Genomic DNA, 18,755 nt, shown 5'->3' with positions numbered 1-18,755 from the left:
GGGTAATGACGTAAGCTGAACGGAATGAAAAGACAAAAAGAGGCAGAAGGATGACGAAAAAAATCGGGTTTATCGGCTGCGGTAATATGTCGAAAGCTATTATTGGTGGCCTGGTTGCCGCCGGTCAGGTCAAGGCAGAAGACATCTGGGTTTACGATCGCAAGCCCGAAACGAACCAGGCGATGCATGAACAGTACGGCATTACACCGGGCACCAGCGCAGAGGAAGTCGCGAAACAGGCCGATATTTTATTCGGCGCGGTGAAGCCCAACGTTATTCTTAACGTACTCAAGGACATTTCCGGCTGCCTGAACAAGGATACCCTGGTGGTTTCCATCGCGGCTGGCGTCACGCTTGATTCTCTGGCGCAGGCGCTGGGACACGATCGCAAACTGGTACGCGTAATGCCCAATACGCCAGCGCTGGTCAATGAGGGCATGACCTCCGTGACGCCGAACGTGCTGGTGACTAAAGAAGAAGCGGACGAAATCGTGGCGATTTTTAACAGCTTCGGCAAGGCGGCGCTGGTGCCGGAATATCAAATCCACGCCGTGGTCGGCGTCAGCGGCTCTGCGCCGGCCTACGTTTTTATGTTTATCGAGGCGATGGCCGACGCGGCGGTGCTCGGCGGGATGCCAAGAGCGCAGGCCTATCAGTTTGCGGCGCAGGCGGTAAAAGGCTCGGCGCAGATGGTGCTGGAAACCGGCAAGCATCCTGGTGAGCTAAAGGATATGGTCTGCTCGCCAGGCGGCACCACGATCGAAGCGGTAAAAGTGCTGGAGGAGAAAGGATTTCGTGCGGCGGTAATGGAAGCGATGCAGCAGTGCATGAACAAGTCGGAAAGGATGAGTAAAGATTGACCGACTTCAGCCCCTCGTGACGGAGGGGCTGAATGCGTATTCACCCCAGCGCTTTTTGCGCCAGCGCCGCGCCTTCGGCCATGGTCATCGGCTGCTGCATCCGACGCACAAGATCGGCGGTAAAGGTATACAGCCCGCAGGAGGCGACCGCGGCCAGCTGCCCTCTTTGCCCATAGAGCGCCACAAAGGTTTTTTCCTTCAGCGAACCAAACAGCCGAAAGTCGTCCCACTCTTTGGCATGCCCCAGATACTCGTAGCGCGTACCAAACTGCGCCGTCCAGAAAAAGGGCACGCGATCGAACTTCTCGCCACGACCCAGCATGTTCTTCGCTGCCACCCGGCCCTGCTGCTGCGCCACGCGCCAGTGTTCGATACGCATTGGGCCGGAAGCGGCGGGCCAGGTGGCGATATCGCCCGCGCTCCAGACGTTGGTGGCGATTTCCAGCTCCTCGCTGGCCGTCAGGCTGCCGTCATCGTTCAGCGGCAGATCGTGAATAAACCCGGTGCCGGGCGCGACGCCCGTTGCCAGCAGCACGGCAGTGGCGGGCACCACGCGACCGTTTTTAAGCTCGACGCCGCTGACGTGGCCTGCCTCGCCCTGCAGCGCGGCCACTTCGCCTTCGATAAACTCCACGCCGTTGTCTTCGTGCAGCTCCCGAAAATAGCGCGCTATTTGCTCGCCGAACTGCTTTTTAAACGGCAGCGCATCGGGCGCGATAACCTGCACCTGCACTTTTTTTGCTCTTAGCGCAGAAGCCAGCTCCATGCTGATAAAACTGTTGCCGACAATCACCAGCTGACTGCTTTCATCCACCTCCTGCAACAGCGTCGCCGCCTGTTCAAGGCTGCGCAGCACGTGTACGCCGAACAGCGCCTTGCCGCTGAAAGCGGGCCGCTGCGGGATCCCGCCGGTGGCGATCAGCAGCCGGTCATAATGCAGAGTGGTGCCATCAGCAAAGCGCAGCAGCTGCTCGCGGCTGTCCAGCTGTTCCACATCGCCATGCTTACGTTCGGCATAGTGCCAGAAATCATCATCCAGCAGAGGCGGCACTTCATCAATCGCCATATTGCCGGACGGCACGAATTTGCTCAGCACGGTGCGATCGTAGGGCGCCTGCTTTTCGCGATCGACCAGCACCAGCCTTCCCTTAAAGCCTTCCCGACGCAGCGTCCAGGCCGCCGCCGCGCCTGCCGCGCCGCTGCCCAGGATCGCGAAAACCGGCTCGTCTTCTTCTTCTGCGAATTGATACAGCGGAGGAAGCGCTTCGGGATCCACCTGCACCATGCCGTTCTCGACCCTGACCGGATAACGTTGCAGATCGCTTAGCGCCAGCGGCTCGCACAGACTGCCGTCGCTGATATCGAAATTGGCCTTATGCCAGGGACAAACCAGATAGCCGTCGCGGATAGCGCCCTGCTCCAGCGGCGCGCCGGAATGCGGACATTTGGCCTGGTAGGCTTTGATTTCATTATCTTGCCGAATCAGCAGGATCTCCTGCTCGCCAATGGGCACCCTGACCGGTTTCAGCTGCGGTAAATCCTGCAGGACGATAGCGTTTTGATAGCTCACGACAGGCTCCTTTCTTGTTATGCTTTTGTATTATCAGACTTGATAAGCCTGGCATTAACAGGGAGTTCGGCCATCTTAAAGCGAAACATCGCACGCGCAAATTGGTATAACTTATTGTTATTTATATTAATTAAATTTTATGCCGGTTAAAGGGCAGGCCATGCTGTTGGCAAGAGATGGAAAGAAGCATACTGATGAAAAACGGGCCGGCGCATATCACGCCGGCCCGTCATTTATTAGCGGTCCGGTCCCTGGGAGAAACCGCCGCGTGGGCCGCCACCGCCCCAGCCTCCGTGACCGCCACCACCGCCCGGCGGCGGGAACAGACACCCGCTTAATGCTGTTACCAGCGCGACCACACTTACTGCCTTAATCAAACGACTCATTGCTCTTTCCTCGTGGTAACAATGGCGCTGATAGTAAGCGTCGCCGCACGGGCCGACAATGCAGAAAAATCCTGTTAGCCCCTGTTTTTACCCGGCGTAACCACGCTTAACGCTTTCCTTGCGGGAAAGCGCGAAAAACCTTAAAAGCCGCCGGAAAAGCGCGGTGGATTTGCAGCGGGCGGAACCGATAACACAGCGCTGCGCTGGCAGATTGGACAAAACGGTCGGAAGATCGCCGCCGGCGCTTTGCAGCCTGAGGGCGACTTTGTTTTTTTACCGGGCCGCGACGACGCCATGATGCTTAAAGCCGCAAACGAGGTGTGATCAGGCCGCCGCACCCGCTTTTCTGCGCCGCCAGACCAGCATCAGCTGTACGGTATTAATCAGTACCACGATCGCCGTGGCGGTAAATACCCAGCGGAAACCGCCAATGGCGGAAACGCCTGAGCCAATCAGCGGCCCGACCACGTTACCCAGATACATAAAAGACTGGTTATAGCCAAAAATCCGTCCGGTAATGCGGTCGCTGGAGTAGCGCAGCAGCAGCGTTTGCACCGCCGGCATCATGGCGCCTTCGGCAAAACCCAGCAGAAAACGCAGCGCACCGAGCTGCAAGGCGCTGCCTGCCCATGACATGGCGAGAAACAGCACTATTGTCAGCATTAACGCGGCAAACAAAATGCGCTGTGCACCGATGCGGTCGCCCAGCTTGCCCAGCCGGGGCGCGGAAAAGAGCGCCGATACGCCGGGGATGGCCGCCACTACCCCGCTGATAAAGGCAATATTTTCTACGTTCGGCTCCAGCTGACGTACAAACAGCGTCAGGATCGGACTAACAGAGCCGTTGCAAAGCTGGATAACCAGCGTGGTGATAAACAGGCTAATGATTAATCCGGGATGACTCAGCGAACGAAAAACCATGGTGCCGCTGAGCTTTTCTGCTTTGCTGATTTTACGATGCCCGGTTTCCTTGATCAGAAACAGCGTGATCATAAAGCTGGTCAGCAGCAGGCAGGAGGTAATAAAAAATACGGCGCGCAGCCCGACCCAGTCGGCCAGAAAGCCGCCCAGCAGCGGCCCCATAATTACGCCGCAGATTTGCGCGGTGGAAACCATGCTTAACGCCCAGCCGCTGCGCTCGCGCGGCACCTGTGAGGCGACCAGCGCCATGGCGTTGGGAATATAGCCTGAGGTCAGCCCCATCAACGCCCGTAACAGCAGCAGCTGCCAGACATTGGTCACAAAAGCCTGTAAAAAGATGACTATTCCCATGCCCAGCGAAGCGCGCAGCAGCATCAGCTTGCGCCCTTTACGATCGGCAAGGCTGCCCCACATCGGCGAGACGATGGCCGAAACCATAAAGGTGATGCTGAAGATTAATCCTGACCACAGCGTCAGCGCGCTGGGATCGGTGACGCCCAACTGCTCCACGTAGAGCGGCAGAAAAGGAATAATCTGGCTGATAGCAAGGCCGGTAAACAGGCAGCCGAACCAGACCGAAATAAGGTTAACCTTCCAGGATTCCATGTTTTTTATGCTCTGCAGGAGAATGCGAGCCATGAGTGTAACAACTCCCTGCCCGAACGCCAAAACGGTCAGGCATCGTTAAAGGTCATCGGCAGGGTTGATAAGCGGTTGTTTTCGCGAGGAGACCCTGTCCGCAATACGCGCTCACCGGCGATAAATAGCAAAGCGGTAAGTAACAAAGTCTGGATAACGGCAAAGCAAGAGAGCAGAAAACACAGGAAAGGTAAAAGCGCAAAAGGCCGCATGGCCATACAGCAAACGGAGACAACAGAGGATGACACAAGGCGGAAATGGGCAAGAAGTCACAGGCCAGAAACAGAAGCCAAAAAATAAACTCAGAAGACAGACAGCAGTATCAGGCGGCGAGCAGGGTGTAAAACGCAAAAAACCCGCCATAAGGCGGGTTTTTGTTTTTCTGCCCGACGAGGTCGCGGCAGAAATTTCTCTCGAATTACAGCGCAGTTACGTTAGCAGCTGCCGGGCCTTTCTGGCCGTTTTCGATAGAGAATTCAACTTTCTGACCTTCTTCCAGAGTTTTGAAACCCTGGTTCTGGATTGCAGAGAAGTGTACGAACACGTCTTTGCTGCCGTCAGTTGGAGAGATAAAGCCGAAACCTTTCTCAGCGTTGAACCATTTTACTAAACCAGTCATTTTATTAGACATTTGTCTTTCCTTCAATAAGTATAAAGCCGTTAAGGCACGAGGTTTGTCAACAGGGTAGACTTATGGGGCACTCAAGAAGGAAGTCAGGAAGAAGAGATATCTGAGATAACGCTTTAACTGAAAACTGCTTTACTAAAATTGCTCGCATACGTTGTCTGTTTCAAAACCGACGGTGCATTTACTCATAACCAGCGCTGCGGCACAAGCCTTGATGACTAAAAAAAAGTAATTTAATGTCAATTGGATGATTTTTATAGAGATAATTTTCGTCTTTGCGTCGCGTTCAGTTAAAACCTCACCCGCAACGCCTTTTGCTAAGGCATAACGACAAAAAAATATTGCGGCGGCGCTGGACATTCCGCCAGGCCCATCCAGAATAATAAAAACCCCCATCTGGTTATTTTCCAGGCTAAGCGGCAATTTATTCGGTTTGATAAATTAGCCCGTTAAGCCTTTCCCGATCTCATTGCCGGGCTGTCGATGGCGCTTTGCAGGAGGTTTACCATGGTTTATCACGCTAACGGCGCAGGCCGGGAAATTACCGAATATTTTAATAGCCCCGCCTTCAACGCGCCGAAAGAGAGCGAGCTGCTGGCAGCCATCATGACCGAACTGATGCGTAACGGCAGACCAACCACCAGCAAAGCGATTATCGCTACCGTTATCGCCAGGCTGGAGGGCGAGATAGACGAAACCCGGCTGCAGGGCTATCGCAACTTGCTGACCCAGCTACTGGAAGAAAAACGCCCTGACCGGTAACGCCTCTGAAGCGGCGGCAGTGCGCTTGTCTTATTCTTTTTCTGCTAATGCCCGCCCCAAAAAAAACCCGCACGAGGCGGGAAGCAAACGGGCGTAGCTGTCTGTGGCGAGATCAAAATTCCACCTTTGTTAATAGCGTAAACTACAGCGCGCCTGTTGCAGGCGTATGACAATCAGATAACCTTTCGTATCGTGAAAGAGACTGACATTTCAAATGATAAAGTGAACGGACTTCACTTTATTAGCAACGGTCGGATCCGTTGCTTCTACTCAGGTAAAGGGACATGCTTACAGGCTTTACGACGACTTATTGCGCTTATCTGACCCGGGCGCGCGCGGCGGGGCAAGCTCATGGCTAATATCAGACAGGGCTTGCGGGCAATTTCTTCATTATTGCTGGCGATTGCTTTTGTGTTATGGCTGATGGACTGGCTGCGTGCACCGAAACCACCAGAAGATTTTGCCCAACAGATTTTCCATACCATTGATGGCCGGACGATGACTATTGCCGAGCTAAGCGCAAAAAAACCGCTGCTGATTTACTTCTGGAGTGGAGACTGTAGCGTTTGTCGTTATACCACCCGCGATATCGTTAACCTGAGCAACAGCGGCTATAGCGTACTGGCCATTGTGCAACATGCCGGCAGCGATATTCAGATCGTCCGTCTGTTGAACGGTCAACATCTTACCCTGCCGGTTATTAACGATCCCACCGGCGCTATAGCCGCACGCTGGCAGACAAACGTGATGCCAACGCTGTTAATCGTGAAGAAAAGCAAGGTGGTGCAAAGCACCACCGGCTGGACCAGCGCCACCGGTATTCGGCTGCGCCATTGGTGGGTGAATAAGTGGTATTAGCCGCAGTAGACGCGCGTGATTTTATTCTGGCTGTCGCCCATAAAATTCAAACGGTTAAGATTAAAATCCATGGTAACCGCTGCGTTCCATGGCACCGCACGGGCCGGGTGTTCAAAGCGGAGTCCGTCAATGGCGGAAAGCGGTTTACCAACGTACTGCTGGTAGTCGGAAGCGCCGCAGCGATCCAGCTCTGGATCCGTCGGGCCGGACGCCGCGCTGGACTGCTCGCCCGACTGACAACCCGCCAGCAGAATCGCCGCCGCGAACGCGGCCAGTGTTTTCTTACCGATCATGATTTTTCTCCTCAGCTTGCTTTTTTTGTCGTCGCAAGGGTAGCAGATAAGCGCCAGGGTGCAAAAATGCGGCCTTTTCGCGCAGCGATTCCAGCAGAAAATGGCACGGATTGCTTTTATTTTAATCAGAAAAATCCGCTATAATTTAGGAATTATCTCAACAAAGGAGCGACTCATGGATCTGATAGTGTTCATGCTGATTGCGGCCATGATGACGCTGGTCGCGGTGAAAGTCCGTTAATCAACAGCCCGCTTAAAGCGGGCTGTTGCTATTCAGCCGCGGACAATGTCGCAGGGCGCGTCCAGCAGCTGCCTGAAGCGATCCAGCGGCATCGGTCGACCCAAATAGTAGCCCTGCCCTTCCTGACAGGCGATAGCCTGAAGCTCCTGCAACTGCTCCTGCGTTTCAATGCCTTCCGCCGTTACCGTCAGCGAGAAAGCTTTGCCCAGCCCGATAATGCCTTCAACAATCGACAGCGCCTGCGGAGAGTGTGGGAAATCGCACATATAGGATCGATCCATCTTCATGCCGTCAAACGGAAACATTTTCAGATAGCCCAACGAAGCATGGCCCGCACCAAAATCATCCACCGTCAGCTTTACGCCCAGCGCTTTGAGCGACTGCATCACTTCCAGCGCGCTTTGCGGATTTTCAAGAGTAATGTTTTCAGTAATCTCCAGTTCAAGCCGGTGCGCTGCCAGACCGCTGGCGGCCAGCGCGCTGGCTACGCGCTGCGCCAGATTGCCGCTACGAAACTCCACCGGCGAAATATTCACCGAAACGTACATCGGCTCCGGCCAGCCCAGCGCATCGTGGCAGGCCCGACGCAGCACCCAGTCGCTGATATCAATAATCAGCCCGGTCTCTTCCGCCAGCGAAATAAATCTATCCGGCATAATCAGGCCCTGGCTCGGATGCTCCCAGCGGATCAGCGCTTCCGCGCCGTCCAGCCGCGTGTTTCTCAGACAAAAGCGCGGCTGGTAAAAGAGCTTCAGTTCGTTTCCGGCGATAGCCTTACGCAAATTGCGCTCCATCTCGCGACGCAGCACCAGCTGTTCGGCCATTTCCGCGCTGTACCATGTCCAACGATTTCGCCCTTCCCGCTTCGACTCATAAAGCGCAATATCCGCCAGCCGCAGCAGTTCGTCAGCCTGCATCGCATCGTCAGGCGCCAGCGCAATCCCCATGCTCGCGCCGATAAAAATTTCCTGCTGTCCCAGCTGGAAAGGTCGGCAAACCTCGTCCAGCAGCGCCTGGCAACAAGCGTCGATCTCATGTTCGCCGTTCAGATCGGAAACGATAATAATAAATTCGTCGCCGCCCTGCCGTGACACCAGATCGCCGGCTTTGAGTACGCTGCGCAACCGGTGTGAAACCTCATTCAGCACGCTGTCGCCCGCTGCATGGCCCCATGTGTCATTGATCGGCTTAAAATGATCGAGATCGAGACTGATCAACACCAGCGGTTTTTCCGCCGTGGGCTGAGCCTGTAGCCTGCTCAGCAAAAACTCGCTCATATAGAGCCGGTTTGGCAGCCCGGTCAGCGCGTCGTGCTGTGACAGATAGTGAATGCGCGCCTGAGACTCGATTTCCTGAGTAATGTCGGAAACCGTGCCGCGATAGCCGCTAATCTGCCCGTCCGTTTCTACAGCGTTAGCCACCAGGCTACAGATACGTTTTTCGCCGCTGGCCGATATCGAATAGCAGCGCAGGGTATGGCGATGCCCACCCTGCCGTTGCTGAAACAACCATTCGGAAACCGGCTGCGTATCGTGCTGCAGGATCGCGTCGATCGATTTATCCAGCAGCTTGTCCACCGCGAAGCCCGTGGCGACGGTAAAGCGCCGGGAAAGGTAGATCAGCACGCCTTCGGCGTTGGTTTCCCAAATCCAGTCAGACGCGGTTTCGGCCACGTCGCGAAAGCGAGCCTCGCTAACGGCCAGCTCTTGCTGACTGTGGATCAGCTGTAAAAAACGCTCGTCGCAAAGCCTGGCGTTGTACATCGCATGCCTGATAACGCGCCGCGTCACCAATGTCAGCATCACCACTGCCAGCAGCAGCACAGGTAACAGCAGCAGCAGCAGCGCCCGCCCCGGCTGCTGCGAATCCCAGCGGATCACCACCGGCATCCCGTCGAATACCGCCTCCAGCAAAAAAGGCTCGGTAGCGGTATCCTGCGCGTTGCCCGGCACGCGAGCATTCATCACGCCCACCGTCCGGCCGAACTGCGCCAGCTTTTCCGGCGTGTAGCGGCTGACAAACACCATGACCGAAGGCGGCCCCGAGCGGGCTTTCAACCCCAGCACTCTTCCTGTGGTGATCGGCGCAGCGGCTACGATAGCCGGCGTAGAACCGATAAGCATATTCAGCGAGGTCGCGCCCTCTTCCTTTGCCAGCAGACGTGCCCTGGCAATAAGCGGCGCGGTCTGAATACCCAGCCAGCTTTCCAGCTGGAGATCGTCCAGCTGGCCGTTAATCACCGAATAGGTGGTGCGCCCTTCGCCGTCGACCACAAAGACGCCGTCATAATGGAATTCGCTGTATAAACCCGGCCCCAGGTTTTGCTGCTCAAATGCCCAGGCCTTATCCATCGTCAGATGTAAATGGTTCCAGGCTTCACCCCAAAAGGCATAATCGCGGATATTGGTCATCAACTCGTGACGAGCATCCTGCCAGGCGTTATGCAGTAAAAAACTTTCCTGCTTAACGGCCTCTTCGTTCTGACGCCAGGCGATACCGACCACCATAAGCATGGCGAGCAGCGTCACGCCGCTCATCAACAAAATAAGCGATAAGGCTATTCGTCGGGTAAAGAAGGTGGATTTCTGGCCGTAGGGCACCTGGGGACTAAGCATGGGGGGAAAATTCATTTACTCCGAACCTTATCCTGCGGGCAGACAAACGTCTCCCGTTTGCCCGCCCTGACTGCTATCTGAAAATCGCAGGTCCTTTTTCCCTTCCAGACGCGATCGTTAATGCACTATCGGCCTGGAGGCAGAACAATTTAGATGCAGCGCGCACTAATTCTGCCGCCTCGACACTCCCCTTCGCCCTTGCTACCATCGGCTGATACGCTTCCCACGCCCATGCTAATGAATAAAGAAACGGATAAAGCGACTGAAACCCTGCTCTGTACGGGGATTTGCCTGATTTGGTACGGTATAACGCTCCTAATCGGCATCACGCCGCTTCATGCTTTTTTAACGGAAAACGGCGTGCTGATGCCGGTGCTCTGCCTGCTGGAATTTAGCGTGCTGGTGCCGCTCTGGCGCTGGTATAACCGGTATCATGACGGCGTGCCGTCAGGCGCGTTGCGGCTCCGCCCGCTGCTCCTGTTCGGCCTGCTGCTGCTTACCCTGATTTTTTCCCAGTCTTTTTATTTACAGCCGGAAAGCTGGACCGCCACGCAGCTAAACGGCGACGAACAGATCGAAGCCTGGCGCACGCTGGCCTTTTCGCTGGCGGTGGTGATCCTGGCGCCCGTAGCGGAAGAGATTGTTTTCCGGGGATTTTTACTGCAGGCACTGTTAACGATGGTGCCGGGACAGCGGCTGGCCTGTGCGCTACTCACTTCGCTGATTTTTGCCGGACTCCACACCCAGTATGTTCATCTGCAAACGCTCCTGGCGCTCACGGCGCTTTCTTTGCTGCTCTGCCTGGCCCGCTTTTATTCCGGCGGCCTGAAGCTGCCCGTCGTGCTGCATATGCTGAATAACTTTATCGGCGTCGCGCCCTGGCTGTGGGCCACCTTCCTGCGGTAGCAATGGTTAGTGTTTATAACCAATAGGTTTTGCTTATAACCAATTCGCATATCGATAGCCGATAATCTACTATTTATCCGGTAAGCAGGTAATCTACACTCGCCAACAAATTAAAACAGGGTAAGGAAACGTCATGAAACTTCTGCTTCCCGCCATTGCCGTCGCGCTGGCAGGTTCTTTTGCGGCACAGGCCGCTACGCCGTCGGATACGCTGGTTATCGCGCAGTCTATTGATGACGCCAACAGCTTCGATCCCGCGCAGGGCTTTGAGCTGACCTCGGTACAGGCGTTTACCAATCTCTATCAGCGTCTGGTACAGCCGGACCCGCAAAACCCCGTCGATCTGCAGCCAACGCTGGCCAGCGCCTGGCAGCCGGGCAGCGATAACCGCAGCCTGACTTTTACCCTTCGCGACGGCGCAAAATTCTCCTCCGGTAACCCGCTGCGCCCGGAAGATGTGATCTTCTCTCTGGGACGCGTGGTCAAGCTAAACCTTGACCCCTCTTTCATCCTGACCCAGCTGGGCTGGACCAAAGAAAACGTGGACTCGCATCTGAAAAAGATCGACGACAGCCACGTGCAGATTAGCTGGACGGCTGACGTCAGCCCGACCTATGTGCTGAGCCTGCTTGCCGCGCCGGTTTCCTCCATCGTGGATGAAAAAGTGGCGATGGCTAATGCGCAAAAAAATGATTTCGGCAACAGCTGGCTGATCGCGCACTCGGCAGGCAGCGGCCCTTATCAGATCCGCAAATATATTCCGCATGAGGTGCTGCTGCTTTCCGCTAACGCTTCTTCGCCAGCGGGTGCGCCAAAACTGAAAAACGTGCTGATCAAAAACGTGCCGGAACCGGCTGCGCGCCGCCTGCTGCTGGAACAGGGCGATGCGGATATCGCCCGCAACCTGGGCGCCGATCAGATGGCGTCGCTCAAGGGCAAAACGGACGTGAAGCCGATGGCGGTGCCGATGGCCTCGCTGTATTACATGCAGTTTAATATCGACGCCAGCCCGGCGCTGAAAAACCCGGCGTTTTGGGAAGCTTCCCGCTACCTGTTCGATTATAAAGGCATCGCGGACGATCTGCTGAAAGGCCAGTTCCAGGTGCATCAGTCGTTTCTGCCGCAGGGCTTCCTGGGCGCGCTGAACGACAATCCTTACACTTTCGATCCGGATAAAGCTAAGGCGATTCTGGCGAAAGCGGGACTGAAAAACGTCAGCTTCAAGCTGAGCGTCAGCAACCAGCCGCCTTACCTGGATATCGCTCAGGCGTTGCAGGCCAGCTTTGCGCGCGGCGGCGTCAAGGTTCAGCTACTCCCTGGTATCAGTACCGAAGTGGCGACCGCCGTCAAAGCCCATCAGTATGAGGCCACGCTAAACGCCTGGGGAGCGGATTATTTCGATCCTAACACTAACGCCTCCGCCTTCGCCTACAACCCGGAAGACGGCAGTAAAACGCTGGCATGGCGCTCTAACTGGCATATTCCCGAGCTGAACAAGCAGACGCTGGCGGCCACGGCGGAAAGCGACAAGGAAAAGCGCATCAAACTGTATGAAAACATGCAGCGCGAAGTGCAGAAAAATTCGCCTTACGTGATTGGCTTACAGGCTCGCAACCTGATTGCGCTGCGCGCCAATCTCAAAGGCTACGTGCAGGGCATCAACCCGGATATGGTCTACTACAGCCAGGTCAGTAAGTAATGGCGCGTTTTACCGCTGAAGCCGGGTCTGCCCGGCTGTTCTGGCTGCGCGGCGGCCGCCTGGCGACCGGCCTGGTCTCGCTGACGGTAACGCTGCTCGGCCTGCTCGCCTTCACCTTTACGCTTTCGCATCTGTCGCCGGTCGATCCTGTTTTGCAGATTGCCGGCGATCACGCCAGCGAATCAACCTACGCGCAGGTAAGAAGCGAGCTGGGCCTGGATCAGCCGCTGCTGATGCAGTTCTGGCATTATCTGACGCATCTGGCGCACGGCGATTTAGGGATTTCACGCCTGACCAATTCTCCCGTCGCCAGCGATCTGCTACGCACTTTTCCAGCCACCATCGAGCTGGCTACCTGCGCCATGATTTTCGGCGCCTTTTTCGGCATCGTGCTGGCGCTGGTCGCCGCGTGGAAACCGGGCAGCCTGGTGGATAACCTGGCGCGTCTGATTTCGCTGCTGGGCTATTCCGTTCCGGTGTTCTGGCTGGGCCTGCTCGGCCTGCTGCTGTTTTACGCCGTGCTGCACTGGTCAGCCGGGCCGGGTCGCCTGGACGATATCTGGATCTATACGCTGGAGCCTAAAACCGGCCTGGTGCTGATCGACAGCTGGCTTTCCGGCGATCCCGAGATGTTCCGCAATGCGGTTGCCCATCTGTGGCTGCCGGTCGTGGTGCTGGGCCTGCTGGCGATGGCGGGCATTACCCGTCTGCTGCGCGCGGCGCTGCTGGAAGAGAGCAGTAAAGAGTACGTGACGCTGGCGCGGGCAAAAGGCGCCAGCCGTGGCCGCATTCTGTTGCTGCACGTTTTTCCTAACGTGCGCGGCACCCTCATCACCGTACTGGCGCTTTCTTACGCCACGCTGCTGGAAGGCTCGGTGCTGACCGAAACCGTCTTTGCCTGGCCCGGCGTGGGCCGCTATATGACCACCGCCCTGTTTGCGTCCGATACGCCAGCCATCCTCGGCTCTACGCTGCTGATCGGCGGCTGCTTTATTCTGCTGAACGGGCTGGCGGATGCGTTAACTTATCTCACCGATCCGAGAACCCGATGACGCAAAATCTTACCGATCTTGAACCCGCCGCCCCGCGCCGACGCCCTCGACCACGCGTCACGTCGCTGGCTATCGGCGGCACGCTGGTGGCTATCCTGCTGCTGGCCGCGCTGTTTGCGCCGCTATTAGCGCCTTTCGATCCCAACGCGCAGATTATCTCGGCGCGCCTGTTGCCGCCGTCTTCCGCGCACTGGCTGGGCACCGACGGCTTTGGCCGCGATCTGCTTTCCCGCGTGATTTACGGCTCTCGCCCTACGCTGCTGCTGGTATCGCTGATCCTGCTGCTGACTATCCCGGTCGGGATGCTGGTCGGCATCTGCGCAGGCTACCTTGGCGGCTGGACGGAGCGCGTGCTGATGCGCATTACCGATATTTTCCTGTCGCTGCCGAATCTGGTGATCGCGCTGGCGCTGGTGGCCATGCTCGGCCCGGGCCTGCTTAACGGTGCGCTGGCGCTGGCGTTAACCAGCTGGCCGCCTTTCGCTCGTCAGGCGCGAGCCGAAACGCTGGCGCTGCGCCGCAGCGACTATCTGGCCGCCGCCAGAATGCAGGGTATCAACGGCCTGCGCCTGATGTTCGGCCATATTCTGCCGCTCTGCCTGCCCAGCGCCGTGGTGCGCGCCGCGCTGAGCCTGGGCGGCATTATCCTTTCTGCCGCCGGCCTCGGTTTTTTGGGCATGGGCGTGCAGCCGCCGACGGCGGAATGGGGATCGATGGTCGCCGAAGGCAGCAAGGTCATCTTTGACCAGTGGTGGGTAGCCGCCGCGCCGGGCGGCGCGATCCTGTTCGCCAGCCTGGCCTTTAATCTGACGGGCGATGGCCTGCGTGACCGACTGGATACCCGAAATGCCAACTGACTCTATGCCGCTGGTTGTGGCGGACAACCTGACAATAAGCAGCGCTGCCGGTGTGGCGCTGGTCAAAAACATCAGCTTTACGCTGGGCCGCGAGCGCGTGGCGCTGGTGGGCGAATCCGGCTCCGGCAAGTCGTTGACCGCGCGCAGCCTGATGGGCCTGCTCTCTCCTGCCCTGCATTTACAGGCTTCCACCCTTAGCGTAGCGGGCGAAAACGCGCTGACGCTGAGCGAAAACCGCTGGAGCCAGCTGCGCGGCAGCAGGCTGGCGATGGTGATGCAGGATCCGAAATATGCCCTGAATCCGATGCGCACCATTGGCTGGCAGGTGGCGGAGCCGCTGAAGCTGCACGCCCGCCTCAGCCGCGCCGAAATCAAAGAGAAAGTCTGCGAGATGCTGGATGCGGTAGGCCTGCCGCAGCCCGCGCAGCTGATGCAGCGTTATCCCCATCAGCTTTCCGGCGGCATGGGCCAGCGCGTGATGCTGGCGATTGCGCTGATTGCCGACCCGCAGTTTCTGATTGCCGACGAGCCGACTTCCGCGCTGGATCATGCCATGCGCGATCAGGTGCTGGCGTTAATCCGCCGTCTGGTGGAACAACGGAATATGGGCCTGCTGCTGATCAGCCACGATTTACAGCAGGTTTCCGAACACTGCGAGCGCGTGATGGTGATGTATCAGGGCAACATTCTGGATACCCTGCCGGCCGCTAATCTGCCGCAGGCCACGCACCCCTATACCCGCACGCTGTGGTCGTGTCGCCCGAGTAAAGCCACGCAGGGCAAACCGCTGCCGACGCTGGATCGCGCCGCGCTGGAGGCTTACCGTGAGCATGATTGATTTACAGAACCTCAGCGTCGCGCATCGCCAGGGCTATGAACAGCGCACCGTGGTGCATGACGTGTCGCTTCAGGTTGCGGCGGGCGAATGCTTCGGCCTGGTCGGGCCCTCCGGCTGCGGCAAATCGTCGCTGCTGTGGGTGATGGCCGGTCTGAATCCAAACTGGCAGGGCGCGATGACGCTGGCCGGACATCAGGCGACGTCCGGCAAACCCTTTACCGGGCAGCTGCGTCGGGACGTGCAGATGGTGTTCCAGGATCCCTATGCTTCGCTGCATCCGCGCCATCGTCTGAAGCGCACGCTGGCGGAGCCGCTGAAGCTGCTGAAGGTGCGCGATATCGATGACCGTATCGAGCAGGGATTCCGCCATGTCGGGCTGGATCCGGCGCTGGCCGATCGCTATCCGCATCAGCTTTCCGGCGGCCAGCGTCAGCGCGTTGCTATCGTGCGCGCGCTGCTGCTGGAGCCGAAAATTCTGCTGCTGGACGAGCCGACCTCCGCGCTGGATATGTCGGTGCAGGCCGAAATCCTCAACCTGCTGAACAATCTGAAGCAGCAGGATAACCTGACGATGGTGCTGGTCAGCCACGATCCGGACGTGATCGATCATATGTGCGACCGTGCGGTGAGAATGGAGCGCGGCTACATTAAATAATGGGCGATGGCTGAACGCGGTGTTCAGCCATAAGCGCTTGATCTGGCTAATGTCTTAAACTGCTAACCCTTGCCGGAATACGCATTTCCCCGCCGCTTTTTTCCGCCTATAGTCCTGATATCTCCCTCTTCAGGATATGCCGATGCGCAAGATTGCCTCTGCTCTTTTTGCCAGCCTGTTCGCCGCGCAGGCTTACGCCGCTACGCCCGCCGACACGCTGATCGTAGCCGTTCCGCTGGACGGCATCATCAGCTTCGATCCGGCGGAAAGCTTTGAAACCGTCAGCACCAGCAGTTTGATCAATCTCTATCAGAAGCTGGTCGATGCCAATCGCGACGATCCAACTAAACTGGCGCCACAGCTGGCGACAGCTTGGCAGCCGGGCGGCAGCGAACACAGCCTGCTCTTTACCCTGAAGCCGGGCGCGACCTTCGCCAGCGGTAATCCGGTTACCGTTGACGATATTATCTGGTCGCTGAGCCGCGTAGTGAAGCTGAATAAAACGCCTTCGTTTATCCTGGCCGGGTTCGGCTGGACGCCGGAGAACATAGACCAGCAGCTGATCCGCCACAGCGACAGTCAGGTGGAAATCCGGTGGCCTGCCGCTATCGGCCGCGATCTGGCGCTGCGTTTGCTGACCGCGCCTGTGGCTTCCATCATTGACCGCAGGCTGGCCATACAGCATGCCAGCGGCAACGATTACGGCAACGGCTGGCTGCGTACGCACTCCGCCGGCAGCGGCGCCTATGGCATTCGCAACTTTGTGCCGCAGCAGGCGCTGGTGCTGGAGGAAAACACGCACGCCGTCCCGGCACCGAAGCTAAAAAGAGTCATCCTGAAGGGCGTGGCTGATGCCGGTTCGCGTCGTCTGCTGCTGCAACAGGGCGATGCGGACGTCGCCTATGATTTAGGGGCAGATCAGTTCGCGGCGCTGAAAAACCAGCCGGGCGTCACCGTCGCCAGCTTCCCTTCCAGCCTTGTCTACTATCTGGGTTTCAATACCCGGGATAAGCAGCAGCCCGCCTTAGGCAATCCGGCGCTGTGGCAGGCGGCGCGCTGGCTGGTCGACTATCAGGCTATTTCGCAGCAGCTGCTGAAAGGGCAATATCAGGTGCATCAAAGCTTTCTGCCGCAGGGTTTCGACGGCGCGCTGGAAAACCAGCCCTTTCATTACGATCTGGCAAAGGCTAAAGCAATTTTATCGCAGGGCGGCATTAAGCCTGGCACCCGCTTTTCGTTGACTATCGTTAACCAACCGCCTTACACCGACGTGGCGCAGGCGTTACAGGCCAGCTTTGCCAAAGCGGATATTGAGCTGGCTATTCAGCCGGTGGCGGAAGCCGAGCTGTGGGGGAAAATGCGCGGGCGGGATTTTCAGTCGATCTTTATCTACTGGGGCGCGGACTATATCGATCCCAACACCAACGCCAGCGCCTTTGCCTACAACGTGCCGGGCGGGCCGAAAACCCTGGCCTGGCGACTGGGTTGGGCCATCCCGCAGCTGAGCCAGGAGACGCGGGCCGCAGCGGCCGAGAGCGACGCACAAAAGCGCAGCGCGCTTTATCAGCAGCTGCAAACGCAGATCCAGCAGGATTCGCCTTACGTAGTGACGCTTCAGGGGCAGAAGCTGGTCGGATTGCGCAGCAACGTACAGGGCGCCCGTCAGAGCATTGGCGTGAGTATGCTTTACTACGACCGCGTCAGTAAGAGTTAAGCGCGAAGCGGGCGGCTTACCGCCCGCCGGGATATCAGGAGATAGCGGAGTCGGCAGAGTGCTTGTGCTTATCGGACTCAAAATGCGTTTTAAACTGCTCGTAAATAGAGATCATGTTCGACGCATCGCCCTGTAACGGACTGAGTTTACCGGCGCGAACCAGTTCAATAACCAGCTGGAGCGCGGCCTGTTTAGGGCTGCTTGAAGGATGAGCGATTTCTGATGACATAGCGGCTTCCATGAAAAAGAGTAAAGAGTAATTTTAACAACTTTCGTCCTTTTCGGCAGAATATTTTCTCTGTTTCCAGCGCCGTATCGGCTTGCGGTTGTTGCTACTGACACGCGTTGCCACCCGCTTTTTCGATCCCGATCGATCGCGATCCTCTCTCGCGCGATCCTTCAGACGTAACGTTTATTGCCACTGCATAACTATGCATTAACGAAAAGTTGTACAACCCTAAATAAAACTTGTACAAGACGTTAAAAAAGTCTACATTCCCGTGCGTAACGTATTATGCATTTGCATAGCCTCAGGAAGTGCAGTAGGGTTTCCCACTTCCCGAGGCAATTTTTCCCTCTAAGCCAAATTCCCTCTCTTCTCATCTTGTTCCACATTATGCTGGCCCTGAAAAGAAAATAACTTGTTTTCCTGACGATCAAAACCTCTTGATATTTAGTGCACTTTCCCTGTAAAACCGGCAAAAGGTTTGACTCCAGTTATATTAAGAGTTTTCCAGCTGATTTGACCAGGCTTCGTCCGATATTATGCGTGAAAGCTTGCAGGTCGCCGTGTCGGGACGCTACCGTCATAGCTTATGACTGGCAGTGCCCCGCAAAAGCAGAGCCGGGCCTCTTCTATTAACTTCTGGCTGTTTATAATGAATGGATCAAATACTTTTCTTACTCTGGCCGTGCCAGCGCTTTTTGCCGTGTTGCTGCCGCTGAACGCGCTGGCGCAGCAGGTCACGCTGACGCTCTCTCAGGAGCAGGATGGCGGATCCGCAGGACGCGCCTGCATGTATATCCACCAGGGCCAGGCAGAATACCGTCTCGTCAAGCCTGACCAGCTTTGCCCCGGTACCCTAACTATTGAGGCGGCGACGCACCACGCCCGATCGGCTTTGCCCTGACAGGTTAACGGCGAGGCGGCAACGCATCATGCCCGATCGGCTTTGCCCTGCTACGCTAACCACCGGGGCGGCCAGGCGTCAAACCTGAACGCTTTTTTCCTGTCCGGAGATACGTCTGTACGACGGAGTAT

General features: G+C 57.0%; 19 protein-coding genes. 11 read left to right on the top strand and 8 right to left on the bottom strand.

Annotated features, from left to right (window positions below):
* Nucleotides 1-50 precede the first annotated feature (50 nt).
* The gene (gene proC / locus EGK14_RS06925; RefSeq protein WP_125288362.1) at nt 51-860 is read left to right on the top strand and encodes a pyrroline-5-carboxylate reductase; all 810 of its coding nucleotides are present in this window, start codon (nt 51-53) and stop codon (nt 858-860) included.
* Nucleotides 861-900: 40 nt separating this feature from the next.
* On the opposite strand, the gene EGK14_RS06920 is transcribed toward proC, so the two are convergent.
* From EGK14_RS06920 to EGK14_RS06905, 5 genes are all read right to left on the bottom strand, one after another.
* Nucleotides 901-2,430, bottom strand: coding sequence for an FAD-dependent oxidoreductase (locus EGK14_RS06920; protein WP_125288361.1), 1,530 nt, complete (start codon nt 2,428-2,430; stop codon nt 901-903).
* A 236-nt stretch (nt 2,431-2,666) separates the two neighbouring features.
* A complete protein-coding gene (locus EGK14_RS21570) occupies nt 2,667-2,816 on the bottom strand; it encodes a hypothetical protein (protein WP_233598457.1) in 150 nt (49 codons plus the stop codon).
* A 324-nt stretch (nt 2,817-3,140) separates the two neighbouring features.
* On the bottom strand, nt 3,141-4,343 hold the full coding sequence (locus tag EGK14_RS06915; RefSeq protein WP_125288624.1) for a multidrug efflux MFS transporter: 1,203 nt from the start codon (nt 4,341-4,343) through the stop codon (nt 3,141-3,143).
* A 451-nt stretch (nt 4,344-4,794) separates the two neighbouring features.
* Nucleotides 4,795-5,007, bottom strand: coding sequence for an RNA chaperone/antiterminator CspA (gene cspA / locus EGK14_RS06910; protein WP_125288360.1), 213 nt, complete (start codon nt 5,005-5,007; stop codon nt 4,795-4,797).
* 132 nt (nt 5,008-5,139) lie between these two features.
* On the bottom strand, nt 5,140-5,400 hold the full coding sequence (locus EGK14_RS06905) for a hypothetical protein (RefSeq protein ID WP_125288359.1): 261 nt from the start codon (nt 5,398-5,400) through the stop codon (nt 5,140-5,142).
* Nucleotides 5,401-5,511: 111 nt separating this feature from the next.
* Here EGK14_RS06905 and EGK14_RS06900 point away from each other — a divergent pair, with 111 nt between their 5' ends.
* Both EGK14_RS06900 and EGK14_RS06895 read left to right on the top strand, forming a co-directional pair.
* Nucleotides 5,512-5,766: a biofilm development regulator YmgB/AriR family protein gene (locus EGK14_RS06900; RefSeq protein ID WP_125288358.1), complete on the top strand. Its 255-nt coding sequence runs from the start codon at nt 5,512-5,514 to the stop codon at nt 5,764-5,766.
* Between the two features lie 351 nt (nt 5,767-6,117).
* Nucleotides 6,118-6,624 carry a redoxin domain-containing protein gene (locus EGK14_RS06895; RefSeq protein ID WP_125288357.1) on the top strand — a complete coding sequence of 169 codons (507 nt, stop codon included), beginning with the start codon at nt 6,118-6,120 and terminating at the stop codon, nt 6,622-6,624.
* Here the strand turns inward: EGK14_RS06895 and EGK14_RS06890 are convergent.
* The gene (locus tag EGK14_RS06890) at nt 6,621-6,917 is read right to left on the bottom strand and encodes an I78 family peptidase inhibitor (protein ID WP_125288356.1); all 297 of its coding nucleotides are present in this window, start codon (nt 6,915-6,917) and stop codon (nt 6,621-6,623) included. The genes EGK14_RS06895 and EGK14_RS06890 overlap by 4 nt on opposite strands.
* Nucleotides 6,918-7,190: 273 nt before the next feature.
* Nucleotides 7,191-9,788 (bottom strand): EAL domain-containing protein, encoded by a 2,598-nt coding sequence (locus tag EGK14_RS06885; RefSeq protein ID WP_125288355.1) that lies wholly within the window; start codon nt 9,786-9,788, stop codon nt 7,191-7,193.
* Between the two features lie 222 nt (nt 9,789-10,010).
* Between EGK14_RS06885 and EGK14_RS06880 the strand changes: the two genes are divergently transcribed.
* The 7 genes from EGK14_RS06880 (at nt 10,011) to EGK14_RS06850 (ending at nt 17,494) form a co-directional block, all read left to right on the top strand.
* The gene (locus tag EGK14_RS06880) at nt 10,011-10,679 is read left to right on the top strand and encodes a CPBP family intramembrane glutamic endopeptidase (RefSeq protein WP_125288354.1); all 669 of its coding nucleotides are present in this window, start codon (nt 10,011-10,013) and stop codon (nt 10,677-10,679) included.
* A 133-nt stretch (nt 10,680-10,812) separates the two neighbouring features.
* On the top strand, nt 10,813-12,378 hold the full coding sequence (locus EGK14_RS06875; protein WP_125288353.1) for an ABC transporter substrate-binding protein: 1,566 nt from the start codon (nt 10,813-10,815) through the stop codon (nt 12,376-12,378).
* Nucleotides 12,378-13,430, top strand: a complete 1,053-nt coding sequence (locus tag EGK14_RS06870; RefSeq protein ID WP_125288352.1) for an ABC transporter permease — start codon at nt 12,378-12,380, stop codon at nt 13,428-13,430. Before EGK14_RS06875 ends, EGK14_RS06870 begins: the two co-directional genes overlap by 1 nt.
* Nucleotides 13,427-14,287, top strand: coding sequence for an ABC transporter permease (locus tag EGK14_RS06865; RefSeq protein WP_125288351.1), 861 nt, complete (start codon nt 13,427-13,429; stop codon nt 14,285-14,287). Before EGK14_RS06870 ends, EGK14_RS06865 begins: the two co-directional genes overlap by 4 nt.
* The gene (locus tag EGK14_RS06860) at nt 14,277-15,125 is read left to right on the top strand and encodes an ABC transporter ATP-binding protein (protein ID WP_370256051.1); all 849 of its coding nucleotides are present in this window, start codon (nt 14,277-14,279) and stop codon (nt 15,123-15,125) included. The genes EGK14_RS06865 and EGK14_RS06860 overlap by 11 nt, the downstream gene beginning before the upstream one ends.
* On the top strand, nt 15,118-15,780 hold the full coding sequence (locus EGK14_RS06855; protein ID WP_125288623.1) for an ABC transporter ATP-binding protein: 663 nt from the start codon (nt 15,118-15,120) through the stop codon (nt 15,778-15,780). Before EGK14_RS06860 ends, EGK14_RS06855 begins: the two co-directional genes overlap by 8 nt.
* A gap of 142 nt (nt 15,781-15,922) precedes the next feature.
* Nucleotides 15,923-17,494: an ABC transporter substrate-binding protein gene (locus tag EGK14_RS06850; protein ID WP_125288349.1), complete on the top strand. Its 1,572-nt coding sequence runs from the start codon at nt 15,923-15,925 to the stop codon at nt 17,492-17,494.
* 34 nt (nt 17,495-17,528) lie between these two features.
* Here EGK14_RS06850 and EGK14_RS06845 read toward each other — a convergent pair whose 3' ends face one another.
* Nucleotides 17,529-17,723 (bottom strand): hypothetical protein, encoded by a 195-nt coding sequence (locus EGK14_RS06845; protein ID WP_125288348.1) that lies wholly within the window; start codon nt 17,721-17,723, stop codon nt 17,529-17,531.
* Between the two features lie 649 nt (nt 17,724-18,372).
* On the opposite strand from EGK14_RS06845, the gene EGK14_RS06840 reads away from it, so the two are divergent.
* Nucleotides 18,373-18,624 carry a hypothetical protein gene (locus EGK14_RS06840; protein ID WP_125288347.1) on the top strand — a complete coding sequence of 84 codons (252 nt, stop codon included), beginning with the start codon at nt 18,373-18,375 and terminating at the stop codon, nt 18,622-18,624.
* The last annotated feature ends 131 nt before the right edge of the window (nt 18,625-18,755 follow it).

The sequence above is a fragment of the Erwinia sp. 198 genome (genome assembly GCF_003937915.1).
GTDB lineage: Bacteria > Pseudomonadota > Gammaproteobacteria > Enterobacterales > Enterobacteriaceae > Erwinia > Erwinia aeris.
This window is presented reverse-complemented; position numbering and strand designations above follow the sequence as displayed.